The organism is Pseudomonas proteolytica (genome assembly GCF_007858275.1).
GTDB classification, from domain to species: domain Bacteria; phylum Pseudomonadota; class Gammaproteobacteria; order Pseudomonadales; family Pseudomonadaceae; genus Aquipseudomonas; species Aquipseudomonas proteolytica.
The window spans coordinates 114,877-136,341 of sequence record NZ_VFEV01000001.1; the positions used below are offsets into that span (position 1 = coordinate 114,877).

Below are 21,465 nucleotides of genomic sequence, written 5' to 3' on the forward strand. Positions count from 1 at the left end.
CTTGCTCGCTCCCACACAAGCCCATCCCCATAGGTAGATCGCCGTCTCGACTGTTGCGATTTGGGCAACAGTCATTATCTTGTTACACTCTGTACCGTACCGCTCGCCTGCGCCAATATGTCGCATCGACGAGCGAGACGGCAAAGACAGCCGACCCGCCCTGCTATTTCCCTCGACTTATTTCCAGGGCTCTACACTGGGAATCTGTCTTAAAGCCGCTGACTTCAGCGGCTTTTTTTTGCCGTAAAAAAGGCCAGGAACACCCCACAACATTGGCCGTTCAGACTCATCCAAAGGAGCTTCCCCGGTGAAACCCGCGCTGACATTCACCCCGTTATTCCTCGCGATTGCAGCAACTATCTCCCCTCTCGCCCATGCCGCAGATGCCCCTCCCACCGACGGATTCGTCGAAGGCTCCAGCCTCACTATCAACACCCGCAACTACTACATGAACCGCGACCGCCGCGACATCCACACTGACGACAGCAAAGAGTGGGGCCAAGGCTTCCTCGGGGTCTTCGAGTCTGGCTACACCCAAGGCACCGTGGGTTTTGGCCTGGACGCCCATGCCATGCTCGGCCTGAAACTGGACGGCGGTGGTGGCACCGACGGCTCCAGCATCCTGCCGTACGGCAGCGGCAACGGCAAAGCGCCGGGCTCGTTTTCTACCGGTGGAGGCACCCTGAAAGTGCGCGCCTTCGACACCGAACTCAAAGCCGGCGACCTGTTCCTCAACAACCCGGTGATTGCCGGTGGCATGACGCGCATGCTGCCCGAGACCTTTCGTGGCGTCAGCCTGACCAACCACAGCCTTGACGGCTGGATGTTCGAAGGTGGCCAGGCGAGTTTCGCCAAGCTCTATAACCAGAGCGGCCACGGGCGTATCGGCACCAGCTACGGCGCGCTGCCCAAGGGCCAGGACAGCCAGCACATGAACTGGGCCGGCGTGGCCTGGAGCGGCCTGCCAGGGCTGACCAGCAACCTGTACGCCTCTGAACTCAAGGACGTGTGGAACCAGTACTACTACGACCTGGACTACACCTACGCGCTCAATGACCTGGTCAGCCTCAACCCCGGCCTGCACTTCTACCACACCCAAGACACCGGCCATGCCCTGCTGGGGGATATCGACAACAACACCTACAGCCTGCATTTCACCGTGGGCGTGGGCAATCACAGCGTCACGGCCGCGTACCAGCGGGTCAATGGCAACACGCCGTTCGACTACATCGCCCAGGGCGACAGCGTGTACCTGGACAACTCCCAGCAATACTCGGACTTCAACGGGCCCAACGAGCGCTCGTGGAAGCTCAAGTACGCCTACGACTTCGCAGGCCTTGGCGTGCCCGGCCTGACCTCGGCGGTGTCGTACATCAGCGGCAAGACCGACCTGACCAAGGTCGACCCCAACAGCCGCGGCTACTCGGCCTGGTACAGCGCCGAGGGCAAGAATGCCAAGCACTGGGAACGGGATATCGACCTCAAGTACGTGGTACAGGGCGGCAAGGCCAAGGACTTGGCGGTACGCCTGCAATGGGCGACCAACCGTGGCAGCAATGGCTACTCGGCGGTGGACCGTGATGTGGATGAGTACCGGGTAATCGTCGACTACCCGATCAATGTGTTCTGACGGCGAATTATCTTTTTCGCCGATTGCTTAATTTCAGGCGCGCGGAATTAAACTGCCATCATCGTCACCGCCGAAGTCAGTCCGATGAGTCAACGCCGCGCCCTTAAACTGCCTGCACGCCCGGAGCTTTTGCTGATTCTGGGCAGTGGCCTCACCGTTGTGCTGATTCTGATCATCGTCGCCGTGCTGCTGATCCGCGAGCACGCCAGCACGTTACAGACCGCCCAGCGCTCCACCAGCAATATCACCCAATTGATCAATGCCGATGTGCTGCGTAACGTCGAGCTGTATGACTTGGCGCTGCAAGGGCTGATTGCTGCTGCAGGTCGGGATTTGTCCGGCCTGCCGGGCGATGTGCGGCACCAACTGCAATTCGACCAATCCACCGCAGCGCCCTACAAAGGCGAAGTCCTGCTGTTGGACGCACAGGGCACGGTGCTGGCCGACTCGTCGACGCAGACCCCCACCGTGCGCAACTTCGCCGACCGCGACTACTTCCAAATCCATCAGCAAAACCCCGAGACCGGCCTGTTTATCAGCCGCCCGTTCAAGATCCACTGTGACTGCGAGCAAATCTGGCGCATCGCTTTCAGCCGCCGCGTGACCGGGCCCAATGGCGAATTTACCGGGGTAGCGGTGGCGACCATGCGCCTGGCGTATTTCGATCAGTTGTTCAGCAGCCTGACCATCGGTAGCGGCAACACCATCAACCTGCTGAACAATCAGGGCATCCTGCTGGCCCAGCAGCCCCTGCTCGAACGGGACATGATCGACAAGGACCTGAGTTCGCGCCCCAACTTCAAGCGCATGCTGCAAGAGGGCAGCGGCAGCTTCCGGGCGATCTCTGCGATCAGTGGTACCCCCCGGCTCTACACCTTCACCAATGTCGGCCAGTTGCCATTGATCGTGGTGGTGGCCTTGGCCAGCGACGATGTATTCGCCGCCTGGCAACGCGCCGCATGGCTGACGGCAGGCGCCACCGGGGTGTTGTGTGTGGGCCTGTTATGGTTGAGCTGGATGTTGCGCCTGGAACTACGGCGGCGTTACCGCGCCGAGAAGGTGCTGTCAGAACTGGCAGCCACCGACGGCCTGACCGGCCTGGCCAACCGCCGTATCCTCGACCAGCGCCTGACCCTGGAATGGGACCGCGCCCGCCGCTCCGCCGAGCCCTTGGCGCTGCTGATGATCGACGTCGACCACTTCAAGGCCTTCAACGACCGCCATGGCCACCTGGGCGGCGACGAAGCGCTGCGCAGCGTGGCACAGGTGATCGGCAGCCAGATCCGCCGCCCGGCCGACCTGGCGGCACGTTATGGCGGCGAAGAGTTTGCGGTGATCCTGCCCAATACCGATGCCAGCGGTGCCCGGGCGATTGCTGAGCGTATCCGCCAGGGGATCCAGCACTTGCCGCCGGTTGCGGGTGATAGTGAGCCAGTTACGGTGAGTATCGGCTTGAGCACCTGGGACAAACGCAGCAGCGCGTCATTGGAGCAGTTGCTGCTCAGTGCTGACCGGGCGTTGTATGAGGCGAAAAATAGCGGGCGCAACCGCGTGGTCGATGCGGCCACACTGCTGGCGCCTTGAATGTAGGAGCCGGCTTGCCGGCCCCTATAGGCGGATGTTTGCCAATAAAAAAAGGCCACCCGAAGGCAGCCTTTAAAAACTAAAGAAAGAGAGTTGTTACTTACACCGCCGCAACGGGACGCATGTAAGAGATCGGTGCGGTGCTGGCATCTTCGAAGGTCACGACTTCCCAAGCATCTTTCTGCTCAATCAATTTGCGCAGGAGCTGGTTGTTCAGTGCATGGCCCGACTTGAAGCCTTTGAACTCGCCTATCAGGCTATTGCCCAGCAGGTAGAGGTCACCAATTGCATCGAGGATCTTGTGCTTCACGAACTCGTCTTCATAGCGAAGGCCGTCTTCGTTCAGTACACCATCCGCGTCGACCACGATGGCGTTTTCCACGCTGCCGCCGAGTGCGAGGTTGTGCTTGCGCAGGTACTCGATGTCACTCATGAAACCAAAGGTACGGGCGCGGCTGACTTCTTTTACGAACGAAGTGCTGGAAAAATCCACGCTTGCACTTTGGGTGCGGTCACGGAATACCGGGTGATCGAAATCGATCTCAAAGCTCACTTTAAAGCCTTCGAACGGGACGAAGGTGGCGCGCTTGTCGCCGTCTTCTACTGTCACTTCCCGCAGAATGCGAATGAACTTCTTGGCTGCGTCCTGTTCTTCCAGGCCGGCAGATTGAATCAGGAATACGAAAGGTCCAGCGCTACCATCCATGATCGGGACTTCAGACGCGGAGAGCTCGACGTAGGCGTTATCGATGCCCAGGCCAGCCATGGCCGAGAGCAAGTGCTCCACCGTGTCCACTTTGACGTCACCGTTGACCAATGTGGTCGACATGGTGGTTTCGCCAACGTTTTCCGCGCGAGCAGGAATCTGCACCACAGGGTCCAGGTCGGCACGAACAAACACGATGCCGGTGTCGACAGGTGCGGGCTTGAGGGTCAGGTATACCTTCTCCCCGGAGTGCAGACCTACACCTGTGGCACGGATAATATTCTTCAGGGTGCGTTGTTTAATCATGGCTTGGACCGCTTCAGCGCAAATTGCGAACTGGTATCAACAAAGGCTGGCGATAATAACAGACCAGACCTTTGCTGAACACCAATCACCTTCATAGCCCTGATACATTCCATCAATCGGCCTGACGACGCAGGAAAGCCGGGATGTCCAGGTAATCCAGATCATCTTGCGGATTCGGGCTACGGGACGCAGCAGCACCGGCCTGAGCCTGGTTGCGCATCACGGTCGGACGATCCAGGTCACGGTAGTTCACCGACGGCATTTCCGGGCGCACAGGCGCTGGAGCGGCAGTCGAAGACGCCTGGCTGGTGTGAACGGTATTGTCGATGACCTTCACAGGCTTCTCGATTTTAGCGCCCAGGCCAGTGGCAACCACGGTCACATGCAGTTCGTCGCGCATGTCCGGATCGATAACGGTACCGACCTTGACCATCGCGTGCTCGGAAGCGAAGGCTTCGATGATGCTACCCACGTCGGAGTACTCACCCAGGGACAGGTCAGGACCGGCGGTGATGTTCACCAGGATGCCGCGTGCACCTTGCAGGTTCACGTCTTCGAGCAACGGGTTGCGGATAGCCGCTTCGGTCGCTTCACGTGCACGGTTAGGACCGCTGGCGCAGCCAGTGCCCATCATCGCCATGCCCATTTCGCTCATGACAGTGCGTACGTCGGCAAAGTCGACGTTGATCATGCCCGGGCGCTTGATGATGTCGGAGATACCGCGAACGGCACCGGCCAGTACGTCATCAGCCTTGGCGAAAGCCGACAGCAGGCTTGCGTCTTTACCGAGGATGGTCAGCAGTTTCTCGTTGGGGATGGTGATCAACGAGTCAACGCTTTCAGACAGCAGACGGATACCTTCGTCGGCGATCTGCATGCGCTTGCGGCCTTCGAACGGGAACGGACGGGTCACGACAGCAACCGTCAGGATCCCCATTTCCTTGGCCACTTCGGCAATGATCGGCGCTGCACCGGTACCGGTACCGCCGCCCATGCCAGTGGTGATGAACACCATGTTGGTGCCTTGCAGCACTTCGGCAATACGCTCGCGGTCTTCCAGGGCGGCTTGACGGCCGACTTCCGGATTGGCGCCAGCGCCCAGGCCCTTGGTCACCGCAGTGCCCAATTGCAGGATGGTCCGCGCGCCAATGCTCTTGAGCGCCTGGGCATCAGTGTTGGCGCAGATGAATTCAACGCCTTCAATGTTGCTCTTGACCATATGGTTGACAGCGTTGCCGCCGCCACCGCCGACACCGATTACTTTGATAACCGGGCTTGCGGGGATGTTGTCTACGAGTTCGAACATTTTCCCTCTCCTTTCATTTCTCTAGTTTTTTCGCCTACTACTTGAAACGGTGTTGCGGTAAATCTTTAGAAATTGCCCTTCACCCAGGCTTGCAGGCGCTCCAGCAACGGCGCTTTAGGCTCGTCACTGCTGTAGCTTTCGCGGCTGCCAATGCCCGACAGGGAAATGCCGTCGGTCTGCTTTTGCAGGCCGTACAACAGCAAGCCCACACCGGTGGAATAAATCGGGTTGCGCACCACGTCGCCCAGGCCCTTGACGCCATGGGGCACGCCCAGGCGGACCGGCATGTGGAAGATCTCCTCGGCCAGTTCGACCGCGCCTTCCATCTTCGAGGTGCCACCGGTCAGCACGATGCCGGCCGGGATCAAATCTTCGTAGCCACTGCGGCGCAGTTCAGCCTGGATCAGGGTGAACAGTTCGTCGTAGCGCGGCTCGACCACTTCGGCCAGGGCCTGGCGCGACAGTTCGCGCGGTGGACGATCGCCCACGCTTGGCACCTTGATGGTTTCACCGGCACCGGCCAGCTTGGCCAGGGCGCAGGCGTAGCGGATCTTGATTTCTTCGGCGTACTGGGTCGGTGTACGCAACGCCATGGCGATGTCGTTGGTCACCTGGTCGCCGGCAATCGGGATCACCGCGGTGTGACGGATCGCACCCTCGGTGAAGATTGCGATGTCGGTGGTGCCGCCGCCGATGTCCACCAGGCACACGCCCAGTTCTTTTTCGTCGTCGGTCAGTACCGAGTAGGCCGAGGCCAGTTGCTCAAGAATGATGTCGTCGATTTCCAGGCCGCAGCGGCGCACGCATTTTTCGATGTTCTGTGCGGCATTCACCGCGCAGGTCACTACGTGGACCTTGGCTTCCAGACGTACGCCCGACATGCCCAGGGGCTCACGTACGCCTTCCTGGTTATCGATCACGTAGTCCTGCGGCAGGGTGTGCAACACGCGCTGGTCAGCCGGGATCGCCACGGCCTGGGCGGCGTCAAGGACGCGCTCAAGGTCGGCGGAGCTGACTTCACGGTCGCGGATCGCCACGATGCCGTGGGAGTTCAGGCTGCGGATGTGATTGCCCGCCACGCCGACGAACGCCGAGTGAATCCGGCAGCCGGCCATCAGTTGCGCTTCTTCGATGGCGCGCTGGATCGATTGCACGGTGGATTCGATATTGACCACCACGCCCTTCTTCAGGCCCCGGGACGGATGCGTGCCGATTCCGACGATTTCCAGCGTGCCGTCGTCCGCGACCTCGCCTACCAGCGCCACCACCTTGGAGGTGCCGATATCGAGACCGACGATCATTTTGCCGCTTTGCACGTTTGCCATGGGTCCTGCCTCTTCTTAATTCTTCGCGACAGCGGGTTGCGCTGCCGTGGGCGCAGCCGGTTCGCGCCAGCTAACGGCCAGGCCGTTGGCATAACGCAGGTCGATGCTCGCAATGTTCGTAATCTGTTCTTTCAGGGTTTTGTCGTAGATGGCGATAAAGCGGCGCATCTTCTCCACCAAGTGGTCGCGTCCCAGCAACAACTCGATGCCCGGGCCGGAACTGCCTGCCCCGGTGGTCAGGAACCAACTGCCCCGCTCGCGCAATTCCAGGCGCGCAATGGAGAAGCCCAGTGGCCGCAGCATCTGGCTCAAGGCCTGGTACTGCTGCATCACTTGCTGCTGTGCCCGTTGCGGTCCGAACAACTGCGGCAAATGCTCGTAGTTGGCCAACTCGCGCGGGTTGAATGCCTGGCCCTGGTTGTTCAACAGCGCCTCGTCGCCCCAACGGGCCACGGGCAGTTGTTCTTCCAGGCGGATCGTCACTTGATCCGGCCACACGCGCCGTACTTCGGCGTGGGCAATCCACGGCATCTGTTCCAGTTCGGCACGCATGCCTGCCAGGTCGATGGTGAAGAAGCTCGCGGCCACGAAAGGCGCGATCCGCTGCTGCACCGCTTGCTGGCTGATGTAGCTCAAGTCGCCCTGCACGCTGATCTTGGTGATCGGGCGGTCGGCATACGGCAACAGCCGCTGCGCACCTTCATAGGTACCAAAGCCCAGCGCTACCAGCAGCACCGGCCAGAACAAGGCCTTGAGAAAACCAAAGTTGGCTTTCGGCAGGCGCGCCGACATCGGCTCTTTAGCCACCATTCGACTGGCACCACGCGGCACCGGCTTGCGGCCGGGAGCGGGTTGCTGATGACGAAGCGATGCGCCTTGCATGGTCTTAACCTCGTGCCTCTGTATAGCTAGCCGCCAGAATTGCCAGCACCAACTGCTGGAAGTCCAGGCCGGCTGCCCGTGCAGCCATGGGTACCAGGCTATGGTCGGTCATGCCCGGTGCAGTGTTGACTTCCAGGAACCAGAAATTCCCTTGGTCATCCTGCATCACGTCTGCCCGCGCCCAACCAGCGATACCCAACGCCTCACAGGCTTTCGCCGTGAGGTCCATCAATTCCTGCTCTTTGGTTGCATCGAGGCCGCATGGGATCCGGTACTGGGTATCGGAAGCCACATACTTGGCGTCGTAGTCGTAAAAGGTGTGGGGCGTGCCCAATGCGATGGGCGGCAATACCTGGCCACGCAGGGTGGCGATGGTGTACTCGGGACCCTGGATCCACTGTTCCACCAACACTTGCGAATCGTAGGTACTTGCCGCTTTCCATGCGTCGATCAATTCGGCGGCCGAGTTCACTTTAGCCATGCCGATACTGGAGCCTTCATGGGCTGGTTTGACGATCAAAGGCAGGCCCAGTTCCTTGGCTGCAGAAATACAATCGTCTTCGCTGCACAGCACACTGTGACGCGGCGTCGGAATGCCCAGGCTGTGCCACACCTGCTTGGTGCGCAACTTGTCCATGGCCAGTGCCGAAGCGAGGATGCCGCTGCCGGTGTAAGGAATACCGGCGCACTCCAGCAGGCCCTGCATGCTGCCGTCTTCACCGCCACGGCCGTGCAGGATGATGAAGGCGCGGTCGATCTTCTCGGCCTGCAGGCGGGCGAGGAAGTCATCGCCCACGTCGATGCCGAAGGCGTTCACACCCGCGCTTTGCAGCGCTTGGAGCACGGCGTTGCCAGACTTGAGCGACACTTCGCGCTCAGCGCTCTTGCCGCCGAACAGCACCGCCACGCGGCCGAAGTCGGCAGGCGCGATGGTGGAAAACAGGGAGCCGTAGTTCGTGTTCATTTCGACTTCCCCTGCACAGCAGCGGCCGCAAACAGCGGGCTCGCCAGCAATTTAGGGGCAAGGCCGCCGATATCACCGGCACCCTGGCACAGCAGGATGTCGCCGGCACGCAGCAGCGGCTTGACGATCGGCGCGAGGTCGACGCCACGCTCGATATAGATCGGGTCCAGTTGCCCGCGCTGGCGGATGCTGTTGCACAGCTTGCGGCTGTCGGCGCCGGGGATCGGTTCTTCACCGGCCGGGTAGACTTCCATCAGCAGCAACACGTTGGCATCGGCCAATACATTGACGAAATCGTCGTACAGGTCGCGGGTGCGGCTGTAGCGGTGCGGCTGGTAGACCATCACCAGGCGGCGCTCCGGCCAACCACCGCGCACGGCCTTGATCACGGCGGCAACTTCGGTCGGGTGGTGACCGTAGTCGTCCACCAGCATCACGTCGCCGCCGTCTACCGGCAACTGGCCGTAGACCTGGAAGCGCCGGCCCACGCCAGCAAAGCCCGACAGGCCTTCGACGATGGCTTCATCGCTGACACCCTCATCGGTGGCGATGCAGATGGTCGCCAGGGAATTGAGCACATTGTGGTTGCCCGGCATGTTCACCGACACATCCAGTGGTTCGCGGTCCGGACGCAGCACGGTGAAGAAGGTCTGCATGCCTTGCTGACGTACATTGATCGCACGCACGTCGGCGTCTTCGCTGAAGCCGTAGGTCACGGTCGGACGCTTGACCAGCGGCAGGATTTCCCGCACCACCGGATCGTCCAGGCACACCACGGCCAGGCCGTAGAACGGCAGGTTGTGCAGGAATTCGACGAAGGTTTTCTTCAGTTTGTTGAAGTCACCGTCGTAGGTCGCCATGTGGTCGGCGTCGATGTTGGTGACCACGGCCACCAGCGGTTGCAGATGCAGGAAGCTGGCGTCGCTTTCATCGGCTTCGGCGATCAGATAGCGGCTGGTACCCAGTTGTGCATTGGTACCTGCTGCATTCAGCCGGCCACCGATCACGAAGGTCGGGTCCAGGCCGCCGGCGGCGAACACCGAAGCGATCAGGCTGGTCGTGGTGGTCTTGCCGTGGGTACCGGCAACAGCGATGCCGTGGCGGTAGCGCATCAGCTCAGCCAGCATCTCGGCGCGGGGCACCACGGGAATACGGCGCTCAAGGGCGGTGGCCACTTCCGGGTTGGAGGTGTTCACGGCACTGGAAACCACCAATACATCGGCTTGCGCGGCGTTCTCGGCACGGTGGCCGATAAAGATCTGCGCGCCGAACGACTCCAGGCGCTCAGTGACCGGCGAGGTCTTGAGGTCGGAACCGGAGACCTGGTAACCCAGGTTCAGCAACACCTCGGCGATCCCGCACATGCCCACGCCGCCGATACCGACGAAGTGGATGCGACGGATGCGGCGCATTTCCGGTTGCGGCATGGCTTTTTGATTCTCAACCATGGGCCACCTCCAGGCAGATATCGACCACGCTGCGGGTGGCGTCGGGTTTGGCCAGGCGGCTTGCGGTGCTCGCCATGCTGTTCAGTCGTTCGGGTTGCATCAAAACCTCAGTCAGGCGTGCGGCCAGATCGGCGGCGCCAGTCGTTCTTTGCGGCAGCAGGAAGGCAGCGCCCTCCCCGGCCAAATATTCGGCGTTGCGGGTCTGGTGGTCGTCAATCGCATGGGGCAAAGGCACCAGCAAGGACGGCAGACCGGCAGCAGCCAGTTCACTGACGGTCAACGCACCTGCGCGACAGACCACCAGGTCGGCCCAGCCATAGGCATGGGCCATGTCTTTGATAAAGGGCTCTACCGTCGCCTCGACACCGGCCTCGCGATAGCGGGCGGCAGTCACTTCATCGTGGTTCTTGCCCGCCTGGTGGAAGATCTCGGGACGCAGTTCCACAGGCAGTTGCGCCAGCGCTTCTGGCAGCAATTTGTTCAACGGCTCGGCGCCCAGGCTTCCGCCCAGGATCAGCAGATGCGCCTTGCGCCCGGCCAGGGTTTGGCGGGCAATGTCCATGAACAATTCGGTACGCACCGGATTGCCGGTGGTACGCCGCTTGTCCATGGCCGCAAACGTATTCGGGAACGCCTCGCAGACCCGCGCCGCCAATGGCGCCAACAGACGGTTGGCAGTACCGGCCACGGCATTCTGTTCGTGGACGATCACCGGCACACCCGCCAACCGCGCGGCCACACCGCCGGGACCGGTGACGTAGCCACCAAAACCCAGCACGCATACCGGCTTCAACTCACGGATGACCTTGCGCGCCTGCCACACCGCCTTGAGCAATACGAACGGCGCCTTGAGCAGGGACAATTTGCTCTTGCCGCGCAGGCCGCTGACGTTGATCAGGTGCAGGCGCAAACCGGCAGCCGGGACCAATTCATTTTCAATGCCACGGGGCGTACCCAGCCAATGCACGGTGTAGCCACGGGCCTGAAACTCACGGGCACAGGCCAGCGCCGGGAACACGTGGCCGCCGGTGCCGCCGGCCATGATCAGCACGTTAGCGCCCATGGGTCGGCTCCTCGGCGAAATCGCTCTCGCTGAATTCCATCTCTTCGCTGCCCAGATGGGTTCGACTCTCCCATTCGATACGCAGCAACAAGCCCAGACAGGCACAGCAGATCACCAACGAGCTGCCGCCGTAGCTGAGGAACGGCAAGGTCAGGCCCTTAGTCGGCAGCAGGCCGACGTTCACGCCGATGTTGATCAGGAACTGGCCGATCCACAGGAAGGCCAGGCCGTACGCGACATAGGCCGCAAAGAATTGCTTGGCTTTCTCCGCCCACAGGCCGATGTACATGGCCCGCACGCAGACGAACACGAACAGCCCGACAGTAGCCAGGGAACCGACCACGCCCAACTCTTCGGCGAGCACCGAGAACACGAAGTCGGTATGCGCTTCCGGCAAGTAGAACTGCTTCTGCACGCTGTTGCCCAGACCCACGCCCAGCCACTCGCCGCGACCGAAGGCGATCAGCGCCTGGGTCAACTGGTAGCCGGAACCGAACTGGTCGGACCACGGGTCGGTAAAGGTGATCAGTCGCGCCATCCGGTAGGGTTGCGCCTGCACCAGGATCGTCACAGCGGCCACCGCCAGCCCGACCATCAGGGCAAAGCGGAACAGGCCCACACCGCCGAGGAACAGCATCGCCGCAGCGGCGCCCATCATTACCACGGTGGCGCCGAAGTCCGGCTCCATCAGCAGCAGGCCAGCCATGGGCAGCAGCACGATGAACGGCTTGAAGAAGCCCATCCAGCTTTCGCGCACTTCTTTCTGTCGGCGCACCAGGTAACCGGCCAGGTAAATCACCACGAAGACCTTGGCGATTTCCGAAGGCTGCACGTTGAACGCGCCGAAGCCGATCCAGCGCATCGACCCGTTCACTTCGCGGCCGATACCGGGGACGATCACCATCACCAGCAAGCCGAAGGCACCGATCAGCATCAGCCAACCCAGGCGCTGCCAGGTGGCGATAGGGATCATCATGGTGACGATGCAGGCACCGAGACCAATCACCAGGTAAATCAGGTGGCGAATCATGTGGTAAAGGGTGTTGCCCGACTGTACCGCGGCCACTTCCGAGGAGGCCGAGGTGATCATCACCAGGCCCAGGCCCAGCAGCGCCAGGCAACCGGCGAGCATCGGGAAGTCGAGGTCGATCCCGCGCCCGGTAATGATCGGCGAAGGGTACGGCTTGATGATGTTTTTCAGGTCCAGACTCATGCCAAGCCCTCCACGGCGCGGGCGAACAACTGGCCGCGCTCTTCGTAGTTCTTGAACATGTCGAAACTGGCGCACGCCGGCGACAGCAGCACGGCATCGCCGGGCTTGGCCAGGGCACGGCATTGGGCGATGGCGTCGTCCAGGGAGGTGGCACGCACTTGCGGTACCGCGTCGCCCAGGGCGGCGGCGATCAAGTCGCTGTCACGGCCCATCAACACCACCGCGCGGCAATGGGTAGCCACCGGGCCCTTGAGGTCCTTGAAGTCGGCACCCTTGCCATCGCCACCGGCGATCAGCACCAGCTTGCCTTCGATGTCCGCGCCCAGGCCTTCAATGGCGGCCAATGCCGCACCGACGTTGGTGGCCTTGGAATCGTTGTAGTAGCTCACGCCATCCAGGTCGCGCACCCACTGGCAGCGGTGCTCAAGCCCGGCAAAGGTGCGCAGGCTCGACAGCATCGCGTCGAACGGCAGGCCAACCGCGTGCCCCAACGCCAAGGCCGCCAGGGCATTGGACTGGTTATGGGCGCCACGGATCTTCAGTTCACGCACCGGCATCAGGTTCTGGAATTCGAAGGCCAGGTATTTCTCGCCATTCTCTTCACGGATACCAAAGGCCTTGAAATCGGGTTTGCTCAAGCCAAACGTCCAGCATGGCAGGCCTTCGCCCATCAACGGACGGCTCAGGGCATCCTGGCGATTGACCACCACTTGCCGCGCACCCCGGAAGATCCGGTGCTTGGCCAGGTGGTAAGCCGGCAGGCCGCTGTAGCGGTCCATATGGTCTTCGCTGACGTTCAACACGGTGGCCACTTCGGCGCCGAGTTGATCGGTGGTCTCCAGTTGGAAGCTCGACAGCTCCATCACATACAGCTCGATATCGTCACTGAGCAGGTCCAGCGCCGGCGTACCGAGGTTGCCGCCCACGGCCACGCGCTTGCCGGCCGCAGCCGCCATTTCGCCGACCAGGGTGGTGACGGTGCTCTTGGCGTTGGAGCCGCTGATCGCCACGATCGGCGCCTTGGCGTTACGCGCAAACAGCTCGATATCGCCAGACAATTTCACCCCACGCGCCGCGGCCGCTTGCAGCGCCGGGGTCGCCAGGGCCAGGCCGGGGCTCACGTAGAGTTCGTCGGCACGGCACAGAAACTCGACATCCAACTCGCCACAACGCACTTCCACGTGCGGATAGTCACGGCGCAGCGTGACCAGCTCCGGTGGATTTTCCCGCGTATCGGCCACGGCAAACGACGTGCCCCGGTTCGCCAGGAAGCGAACCAGGGACATGCCGCTCTTGCCGAGGCCGACAACGATGCGGAAGTGGTCTGAAGCGATCAGGGACACTCGTTTCTACCTCAGTTTCAGGGTGGCAAGGCCAACCAGCACAAGAATCACGGTGATGATCCAGAAACGGACGATCACCCGCGGCTCAGGCCAGCCCTTGAGTTCAAAGTGGTGATGAATCGGCGCCATGCGAAACACACGGCGGCCGGTCAACTTGAAGGACGCAACCTGGATCACCACCGACAGGGTCTCCATCACGAACACACCGCCCATGATGAACAGGACGATTTCCTGGCGCACGATCACGGCGATGGTGCCCAGGGCCGCACCCAGCGCCAGGGCGCCGACGTCACCCATGAACACTTGGGCCGGATAGGTGTTGAACCACAGGAAGCCCAGGCCGGCACCGATCAGCGCGCCGCAGAACACAATCAATTCACCGGCGCCCGGTACATAAGGGATCAGCAGGTATTCAGCGAATTTCACGTTACCCGACAGGTAGCAGAAGATGCCCAGGGCACCGCCCACCATCACCGTCGGCATGATCGCCAGGCCATCGAGGCCATCAGTCAGGTTGACCGCGTTGCTGGAGCCGACGATCACAAAGTAGGTCAGCACCACGAAACCAATGCCCAACGGGATGCTGGCATCCTTGAGCATCGGGAAAATCAGGGTGGTTTCCACCGCGCTCGGCGCTGTCATATAAAGGAAGATCGCCGCGCCCAGGCCGAACACCGACTGCCAGAAATATTTCCAGCGGCTTGGCAGGCCCTTGGAGTTCTTCTCGATCACCTTGCGATAGTCATCGACCCAGCCGATGGCGCCGAACAAGAGGGTTACCAGCAACACCACCCACACATAGCGGTTGGCCAGGTCGGCCCAGAGCAAGGTGCTGATGCCGATGGACGACAGGATCAACGCGCCGCCCATGGTCGGTGTGCCGGACTTGGACAAGTGCGACTGCGGGCCGTCATTGCGCACGGACTGGCCGATCTGCAGGTTTTGCAGGGTACGGATCATCCATGGCCCGAGAAACAGCGACAAACACAGCGCGGTCAGCACACCCAGGATCCCGCGCAGGGTCAGGTACTGAAAGACCGCGAAGCCTTTGTGGAACTGTTGCAGATACTCAGCCAGCAGCAGCAGCATTAATGTTTCTCCGTACTTGAGCCACACAAGGCCGCGACGACGTTTTCCATCACCGCGCTGCGCGATCCCTTGATCAAAATGGTTGTGTGTTTGTCTTGTTCGGCCATACCCAGCGCCTGGATCAATTCGGCCTGGGTCGCGAAATGCCGCGCGCCTGCACCGAACGCGGCGACGGCGTGGGCCATGTTCGGGCCGACGGCGTAGAGCGCGTCGACCTTACCGCCGGCGTAGGCGCCGACTTCACGATGGGACTGTTCGGCCCAGTCGCCCAGTTCGGCGATATCGCCCAGCACCAGGACCTTGCGACCGTCAAAGCCCTTGAGCAGGTCAATGGCAGCACAGACCGAGGACTGGTTGGCGTTGTACGTATCATCAATCACGCGCATGCCGTTAGTCGCCAACTGCGCCACGGTGCGGCCCTTGACCGGCTGCACGGCGCCAAGGCCGGTGGCGATGCCGAACAGCGACACGCCCAGGGCGTAGGCGGCAGCAGCAGCGGCCAAGGCGTTGGCAACGTTATGGTTGCCCAGCAGGTTCAGTTGCACAGGCTCGTCACCTTGCGGGCTGTGCAAGGTGAAAGCCGGGCAGCCACGGGCATCGAGCGTGATGTTCGAGGCATGGAAGTCAGCCGCAGCGTTGTGCACGGCGAAGCTCAGGACCTTGCGCCCGGCGGCACGTACACGCCAGGTTTCGAAGGCTTTGTCATCGAGGTTCAGGACGGCGACGCCGCAAGCGCCCAGGCCCTCAAGGATTTCACCCTTGGCCTGGACGATCTTCTCAGGGCCACCAAACTCGCCGACATGGGCGGTACCCGCGTTGTTGATAATGGCGACGTGCGGCCGGGTCATGGCCACGGTGTAGGCAATTTCGCCAATGCGCGACGCGCCCAACTCAATGACCGCCGCCGTGTATTCCGGGGCCAGTTCGAGCAGCGTCAGCGGTGCGCCAAAATCGTTGTTGAGGTTGCCACGGGTGGCAAGCACCGGCCCGCGCGTGCGCAGGATGCCAGCGAGCAATTCCTTGACCGTGGTTTTGCCGCTGGAACCTGTGATCGCCGCAACCGGGTTGGTAAACGCTGCACGGTTAAGGGCTCCCAGTTGACCAAGGGCCAGGCGAGTGTCAGCCACCAGCAACTGCGGCAGTGTCGAGTCAGCGACTTCACGCTGTACCAAGGCGCCGACGGCACCTTTGGCAGCCACCTCATTCAAATAGTCATGCCCGTCGAAACGCGGGCCGGCCAAGGCAACAAACAGTTGCCCCGGCTTGATGTTGCGACTGTCGATGCTGACACCGTCGAAACTGCAATCGCTCGACAACACACGGGCCGACAGGGCCTGGGTCAGTTCGCTGAACTGCATGGCCTTAAGCATGGGCCACCTCCCATGCAGTCAAGGCGTGATCGGCCTCGACCAGATCGGAAAAAGCGTGGCGCTCGCCGTTGATTTCCTGGTAGTCCTCATGGCCTTTACCGGCCAGGACCACCACGTCGTCTGCGCTGGCGCTGGCGATCAATTGGGCAATGGCAGCACCGCGACCGGCAACAAAGGTCACTTGGGAGGCGTCTTTGAAGCCTGCACGAATATCATCGAAAATCTGACTCGGGGCTTCGCTGCGCGGGTTGTCGTCGGTGACCAGCACGCCATCGGCCAGGCGTTCGACGATCTCGGCCATCAGCGGGCGTTTGCCGCGATCACGGTCGCCACCGCAGCCGAACAGGCACAGCAACTTGCCCTTGGCATGCGGGCGCAGGGCTTCGAGCACTTTTTCCAGGGCATCGGGGGTGTGGGCGTAATCAACCACCACCAGCGGTTGCGTCCCGCCACCCAGGCGCTGCATGCGCCCGGCCGGGCCTTCGAGCTTGGGCAACACGCGCAGGATTTCGTCCAGGGCGTAATCCAGGCCCAGCAAGGCGCCGATGGCTGCGAGGACGTTGCTCAGGTTGAAGCGGCCCAGCAAGGTGCTGCGCAAGTGGTGCTCGCCCTGGGGCGTGACCAGCGTTGCGAGCACGCCTTCATCATTGAACTGTGCTTCGCGGCAATACAGGTAGGCGCTGGAGTCTTCCAGGCTGTAGCTGATCAGGCGCGCTTCGCTTTTTTCTGCGGCCAGCTGGCGACCGAATGCATCGTCCAGGTTCACCACCCGGCACTTGAGGTCATTCCAGCCGAACAGCTTGGCCTTGGCGGCAGCGTAGGCCTCCATGCTGCCGTGGTAATCCAGGTGGTCGCGGGACAGGTTGGTCATCACCGCCACGTCGAACGCCAGCGCGGTCACCCGGCCCTGATCCAGGCCGTGGGACGAGACTTCCATGGCGACGGCCTTGGCCCCGGCCTTTTTCAGGTCGGCCAGGGTCGCCTGCACGGCAATCGGATTCGGCGTGGTATGCAGGCCGCTTTGCAGCGCGCCGTAGAAACCGGTGCCCAGGGTCCCGACGATGCCGCAGTGCTGACCCAGCAGGTCCAGCGCCTGGGCCACCAGTTGGGTGACGCTGGTCTTGCCGTTGGTGCCAGTGACACCAATCAGGTTGAGCTGGCGGCTCGGGTCGCCATAAAAACGCCCGGCGATATCCGACAACTGTGCCGCCAGGCCCTTGACCGGGATCAGCGGCACATCGGTGATTGGCAGGACGGTGGCGCCTTCAACTTCATAGGCCACCGCTGCCGCACCGCGCTGCAAGGCGTCGGCAATATGAGCACGGCCATCGAGTTTGCCACCCGGCACGGCCAGGAACAGGTCGCCGGCACGTACATTGCGGCTGTCCAGGCTCAGTTCGCGAATCAACAGATCGCGGCCAGCGTGGGCGAAAATCTTGTTCAGGCTAAGAGACATCAGCCGCGCCCTCCATTGGCTTTTACCGCAGCGGCCGGTGGTCCGGCGTTGGCTTGTTGGGTCGGCGGCAGGTTGTCCGGCGTGATGTTCATCAAGCGCAGGGTGCCGGACATGACTTTGCTGAATACCGGTGCCGAGACCAGGCCACCGAAGTAGCCGGCCTTGCTCGGTTCATCGATGACGACAACGATGGCGTAGCGCGGATCGCTCATCGGGCCGAAGCCAGCGAACAGCGAACGGTAGGAGTTTTCGGCATAACCCTTGGTGCCCACCGACGTCTTGCGCGCGGTACCGGATTTGCCGGCCACGTGATAGGCCGGGACCTGGGCACGGAACACACCACGCGGCGCCTCGATCACCTGTTGCAGCATGGTCTGCATGGTCTTGGCGACGCTTTCCGGGATGACCTGTTCGGATTTCGGCGCTTCGTCCACGTGGATCAAGCTCAACGGCGTCATGCGGCCATTGTTGGCCAGCACGGAGAAGGCATGGGCCAATTGGATCGCGGTCACCGACAGGCCGTAGCCGTAGGAGAGGGTCGCCGTCTCGGCCTTGCGCCATTCACGGTAGTTGGGCAGGTTGCCGACGCGCTCACCCGGGAAGTCCAGGCCAGTGGGCTGGCCCAGGCCGATCTTCTGCGCCAGGTGGTAGATGGTCTCGCCGCCGATATCAAAGGCGACTTTACTCATGCCGACGTTACTGGAGTTGATCAGGATGCCGGTCAGGTCCAGCACCGGCCCTTCGCTGCGGGATACGTCGCGGATGGTGTACTTGCCCAGTTGCAGCGTGCCGGGATAAACCTCGACCTTGTCGGTCGGCTTCCAGCGCCCGGATTCCAGGGCCGCACTCATGGAGATGGCTTTCATGGTCGAACCCGGCTCGAACACGTCGATCATCGCGCGGTTGCGCATCATCGCCGGTTGCAGGTTGCGACGGTTGTTGGGGTTGTAGGTCGGCTGGTTGACCATCGCGAGGATCTCGCCGGTCTTCACGTCCATGATCACCAGGCTGCCGGCCTTGGCACCGTTCTCGATGATGGCGTTGCGCAGCTCGCGGTTGGCCAGGTATTGCAGGCGCAGGTCAATCGACAACGCCAAGGGCTTACCGGCCTTGGCGTTTTTGGTGACCTGGACATCCTTGATCAGTCTGCCGCGACGATCCTTGATGACCTGTCGTTTGCCGGGAACCCCGGCCAGCCACTCGTCGTAGGCAAGTTCCACCCCTTCGCGGCCATGATCATCAATGTCGGTGAAGCCAACCATATGGGCAGTGGTTTCACCGGCCGGGTAGAAACGTCGGAATTCCTCGATGCCATAGACACCGGGGATTTTCAGGTCGAGCACACCTTGACCCTGTTCAGGGGTGAGGCCGCGAACCAGATAGATGAATTCTTTATTGGCCTGGGCCTCAAGACGCTCCTTGAGGGCCTTGGGATCCTGGCCGAGGGCATGGGCCAGCTCGGTCCATTTGTCCTTGGCGACTTGCAGTTCCTTGGCGTTGGCCCACAGGGTGGTAACCGGGGTACTGACAGCCAGGGGCTCACCGTTACGGTCGGTGATCAGGCCGCGGTGCGCAGGAATCGGGATATGCCGCAGGCTACGGGCGTCGCCCTGGCCGATCAGGAAGTCGCGGTCTACCACTTGCAGGTCAATGATGCGCCAGGCAATCGCGCCCACCATCAATGCGAGCAAGCCCAGCACGACGCGGAAGCGCCACGGGTAGAGAGCGCCTTCAAGTTTCATCATGGCGCCACCATGCGGACTTCTGCTGCGCCAGGAATATGCATCTTCAGTTGCTCAGCGGCGAGCACTTCGATGCGGCTGTGGGCCGTCCAGGTGCTCTGCTCCAGGATCAACCGACCCCATTCCGCCTGCGCCTTGTCACGCACGCTCAATTCGCCGTACAGGCTATTGAGCAGCTGACGATTCCAGTGGGCGCTGTAGGACACCGCTATCGCGGACACCAGCACGCCGACATACAGCAGCATCATAAAGAAGCTGCCGCCCGGAAGGGGCTTGGCGAAAAGCTTGCTCACCGCAGCTTCTCCGCAACGCGCATGACGGCGCTGCGAGCACGTGGGTTGGCCTTGAGTTCGGCTTCGGAAGCGAACTGCGCTTTGCCATGGATTTTGATTTTCGGCACAAAGGCTTCGAAACGTACCGGCAGGTTGCGCGGCAGGTTATCGGTTTCGCCCTTGACCAGACGACGCATGAACAGTTTGACGATGCGGTCTTCCAGGGAGTGGAAGCTGATCACTACGAGACGACCGCCCACTTCCAGGGACTCCAGGGCAGCCTCGAGGCCAGCCTCCAGATCACCCAGTTCGTTGTTGACGTGAATGCGCAGGCCCTGGAACGCGCGGGTTGCCGGGTTCTTGCCCTTTTCCCACGCCGGGTTGGCGACTTTCAGTACTTCAGCCAGGTCGGCGGTGCGTTCGAACGGCTGGATTTCCCGGCGCTCGACCACGGCACGGGCCATGCGGCCGGCGAAACGCTCTTCGCCATATTCCTTGAATACTCGGGTGATTTCTTCGTGGGGTGCGGTGGCGATGAACTGCGCGGCACTGATGCCACGGCTCGGGTCCATGCGCATGTCCAGCGGGCCGTCGTTCATGAAGCTGAAGCCGCGCTCAGGGTCGTCCAGCTGCGGCGAGGACACGCCCAGGTCCAGCAAAACCCCGGCCACCTTGCCCGCCATGCCGCGCTCGGCAACTTCCGCGCCCAGCTCGGCAAAGCTACGCTGCACAACGACAAAGCGGCCGTCTTCGGCCGCTAGCGCTTGCCCGGTGGCAATCGCCTGGGGATCCTTGTCGAACCCGAGGAGTTTGCCCTCCGGGCCGAGCTGGCTGAGGATCAACCGGCTGTGCCCCCCGCGCCCAAACGTGCCATCCAGATAGCAGCCATCAGGGCGCACGGCGAGAGCCTCGACGGCTTCGTCAAGCAGCACGGTGATGTGGTTAAAGCCGCTATCAATAGTCACAGGATCAAATCACGCAGTTCATCAGGCATGGCGCCCGGTTGTTGAATAGCAGCCAGGTCAGCTGCAGAAACAGCATCCCAGGCATCTTCGTCCCACAATTGGAACTTGTTCAGTTGGCCTACCAGCATCGCGCGCTTATCCAGCTTGGCGTATTCGCGCAGACGCGGCGGAACCAGGAAACGACCACTGCCATCGAGTTCGAGGTCGACGGCATTACCAATCAGCAAACGTTGCAGACGGCGGTTTTCTTCACGTAACGAAGGCAGAGCGCGCAACTTGGTTTCAATCAACTCCCACTCATCGAGGGGGTAAACACACAAACATGGATCAACGGCATCAATCGTGATGATTAACTGGCCTGAACTTCGCGAAATGAGCTCGTCACGATACCGGCTCGGCATGGCGAGACGGCCTTTTGCATCGAGACTTATAGCGTTAGCTCCGCGAAACACAGATGCGTTTCTCCAAATTTTAGCGTTTTACGTTCAAAAAACCCACTTTGTGCCACTTTCCGCCACTTGCGCACACTATAGGAATGCGCCCACCACACCGTCAAGGCGCGGATTAAAGGAAAAGCCTTACAGAACGGAGATTTAGGAGCGCAAAAGGAGGAGAAACGAGAGTTCGGTGATGTTTTTGACTCAACAACCCCAAATAGCTCAAAGAGCTAGAGCTTGAACTTAAAGTAATTTATTAAGAGTAAGATTTTTTCGGTATTACGAAGACGCATCTGCCAATGATTTGGCAGGGAGGGATTCTTGCGCTACTACCTGGTTTCTGCCCGAGACTCGCGCAGAAGGA

The 21,465-nt window shown here is 61.4% G+C and carries 18 protein-coding genes; 2 read left to right on the forward strand and 16 right to left on the reverse strand.

Annotation, left to right across the window (positions count from 1 at the left end; translation table 11 throughout):
* Positions 1-307: 307 nt before the first annotated feature.
* Together FIV38_RS00505 and FIV38_RS00510 are read left to right on the forward strand one after the other, a co-directional pair.
* Entirely contained in the window at positions 308-1,630 is a 1,323-nt protein-coding gene (locus tag FIV38_RS00505; protein ID WP_092238204.1) for an OprD family porin, read from the forward strand.
* A gap of 84 nt (positions 1,631-1,714) precedes the next feature.
* Positions 1,715-3,214 carry a sensor domain-containing diguanylate cyclase gene (locus FIV38_RS00510; RefSeq protein ID WP_092238207.1) on the forward strand — a complete coding sequence of 500 codons (1,500 nt, stop codon included), beginning with the start codon at positions 1,715-1,717 and terminating at the stop codon, positions 3,212-3,214.
* Positions 3,215-3,314: 100 nt separating this feature from the next.
* On the opposite strand, the gene lpxC is transcribed toward FIV38_RS00510, so the two are convergent.
* The 16 genes from lpxC to mraZ all read right to left on the reverse strand — a co-directional run bounded on the left by lpxC (position 3,315) and on the right by mraZ (position 21,116).
* Positions 3,315-4,226, reverse strand: a complete 912-nt coding sequence (lpxC, locus tag FIV38_RS00515) for a UDP-3-O-acyl-N-acetylglucosamine deacetylase (protein ID WP_029297841.1) — start codon at positions 4,224-4,226, stop codon at positions 3,315-3,317.
* A 112-nt stretch (positions 4,227-4,338) separates the two neighbouring features.
* The gene (gene ftsZ / locus FIV38_RS00520) at positions 4,339-5,532 is read right to left on the reverse strand and encodes a cell division protein FtsZ (RefSeq protein ID WP_029297839.1); all 1,194 of its coding nucleotides are present in this window, start codon (positions 5,530-5,532) and stop codon (positions 4,339-4,341) included.
* A gap of 65 nt (positions 5,533-5,597) precedes the next feature.
* Positions 5,598-6,857 carry a cell division protein FtsA gene (ftsA, locus tag FIV38_RS00525; RefSeq protein ID WP_029297837.1) on the reverse strand — a complete coding sequence of 420 codons (1,260 nt, stop codon included), beginning with the start codon at positions 6,855-6,857 and terminating at the stop codon, positions 5,598-5,600.
* A 15-nt stretch (positions 6,858-6,872) separates the two neighbouring features.
* Entirely contained in the window at positions 6,873-7,739 is an 867-nt protein-coding gene (locus FIV38_RS00530) for a cell division protein FtsQ/DivIB (protein ID WP_029297835.1), read from the reverse strand.
* 4 nt (positions 7,740-7,743) lie between these two features.
* The gene (locus tag FIV38_RS00535; RefSeq protein WP_029297834.1) at positions 7,744-8,703 is read right to left on the reverse strand and encodes a D-alanine--D-alanine ligase; all 960 of its coding nucleotides are present in this window, start codon (positions 8,701-8,703) and stop codon (positions 7,744-7,746) included.
* The gene (gene murC, locus FIV38_RS00540) at positions 8,700-10,151 is read right to left on the reverse strand and encodes a UDP-N-acetylmuramate--L-alanine ligase (protein ID WP_029297832.1); all 1,452 of its coding nucleotides are present in this window, start codon (positions 10,149-10,151) and stop codon (positions 8,700-8,702) included. The genes FIV38_RS00535 and murC overlap by 4 nt, the downstream gene beginning before the upstream one ends.
* Positions 10,144-11,214: an undecaprenyldiphospho-muramoylpentapeptide beta-N-acetylglucosaminyltransferase gene (murG, locus tag FIV38_RS00545; protein WP_092238209.1), complete on the reverse strand. Its 1,071-nt coding sequence runs from the start codon at positions 11,212-11,214 to the stop codon at positions 10,144-10,146. The genes murC and murG overlap by 8 nt, the downstream gene beginning before the upstream one ends.
* Positions 11,204-12,427, reverse strand: coding sequence for a putative lipid II flippase FtsW (gene ftsW / locus FIV38_RS00550; protein WP_029297828.1), 1,224 nt, complete (start codon positions 12,425-12,427; stop codon positions 11,204-11,206). Before ftsW ends, murG begins: the two co-directional genes overlap by 11 nt.
* Complete coding sequence (gene murD / locus FIV38_RS00555) at positions 12,424-13,770, reverse strand: UDP-N-acetylmuramoyl-L-alanine--D-glutamate ligase (RefSeq protein WP_092238212.1); 1,347 nt, start codon at positions 13,768-13,770, stop codon at positions 12,424-12,426. The genes ftsW and murD overlap by 4 nt, the downstream gene beginning before the upstream one ends.
* A 6-nt stretch (positions 13,771-13,776) precedes the next feature.
* Positions 13,777-14,859 (reverse strand): phospho-N-acetylmuramoyl-pentapeptide-transferase, encoded by a 1,083-nt coding sequence (gene mraY / locus FIV38_RS00560; RefSeq protein ID WP_029297824.1) that lies wholly within the window; start codon positions 14,857-14,859, stop codon positions 13,777-13,779.
* Positions 14,859-16,229: a UDP-N-acetylmuramoyl-tripeptide--D-alanyl-D-alanine ligase gene (locus tag FIV38_RS00565; RefSeq protein ID WP_092238213.1), complete on the reverse strand. Its 1,371-nt coding sequence runs from the start codon at positions 16,227-16,229 to the stop codon at positions 14,859-14,861. Before FIV38_RS00565 ends, mraY begins: the two co-directional genes overlap by 1 nt.
* On the reverse strand, positions 16,222-17,685 hold the full coding sequence (locus FIV38_RS00570) for a UDP-N-acetylmuramoyl-L-alanyl-D-glutamate--2,6-diaminopimelate ligase (RefSeq protein ID WP_092238215.1): 1,464 nt from the start codon (positions 17,683-17,685) through the stop codon (positions 16,222-16,224). Before FIV38_RS00570 ends, FIV38_RS00565 begins: the two co-directional genes overlap by 8 nt.
* A complete protein-coding gene (locus FIV38_RS00575; RefSeq protein WP_166647860.1) occupies positions 17,685-19,427 on the reverse strand; it encodes a peptidoglycan D,D-transpeptidase FtsI family protein in 1,743 nt (580 codons plus the stop codon). The genes FIV38_RS00570 and FIV38_RS00575 overlap by 1 nt, the downstream gene beginning before the upstream one ends.
* Positions 19,427-19,720, reverse strand: a complete 294-nt coding sequence (gene ftsL, locus FIV38_RS00580) for a cell division protein FtsL (protein WP_029297818.1) — start codon at positions 19,718-19,720, stop codon at positions 19,427-19,429. The genes FIV38_RS00575 and ftsL overlap by 1 nt, the downstream gene beginning before the upstream one ends.
* The gene (rsmH, locus tag FIV38_RS00585; protein WP_029297816.1) at positions 19,717-20,664 is read right to left on the reverse strand and encodes a 16S rRNA (cytosine(1402)-N(4))-methyltransferase RsmH; all 948 of its coding nucleotides are present in this window, start codon (positions 20,662-20,664) and stop codon (positions 19,717-19,719) included. The genes ftsL and rsmH overlap by 4 nt, the downstream gene beginning before the upstream one ends.
* Positions 20,661-21,116, reverse strand: coding sequence for a division/cell wall cluster transcriptional repressor MraZ (mraZ, locus tag FIV38_RS00590; RefSeq protein ID WP_003171868.1), 456 nt, complete (start codon positions 21,114-21,116; stop codon positions 20,661-20,663). Before mraZ ends, rsmH begins: the two co-directional genes overlap by 4 nt.
* Between the last annotated feature and the right edge of the window lie 349 nt (positions 21,117-21,465).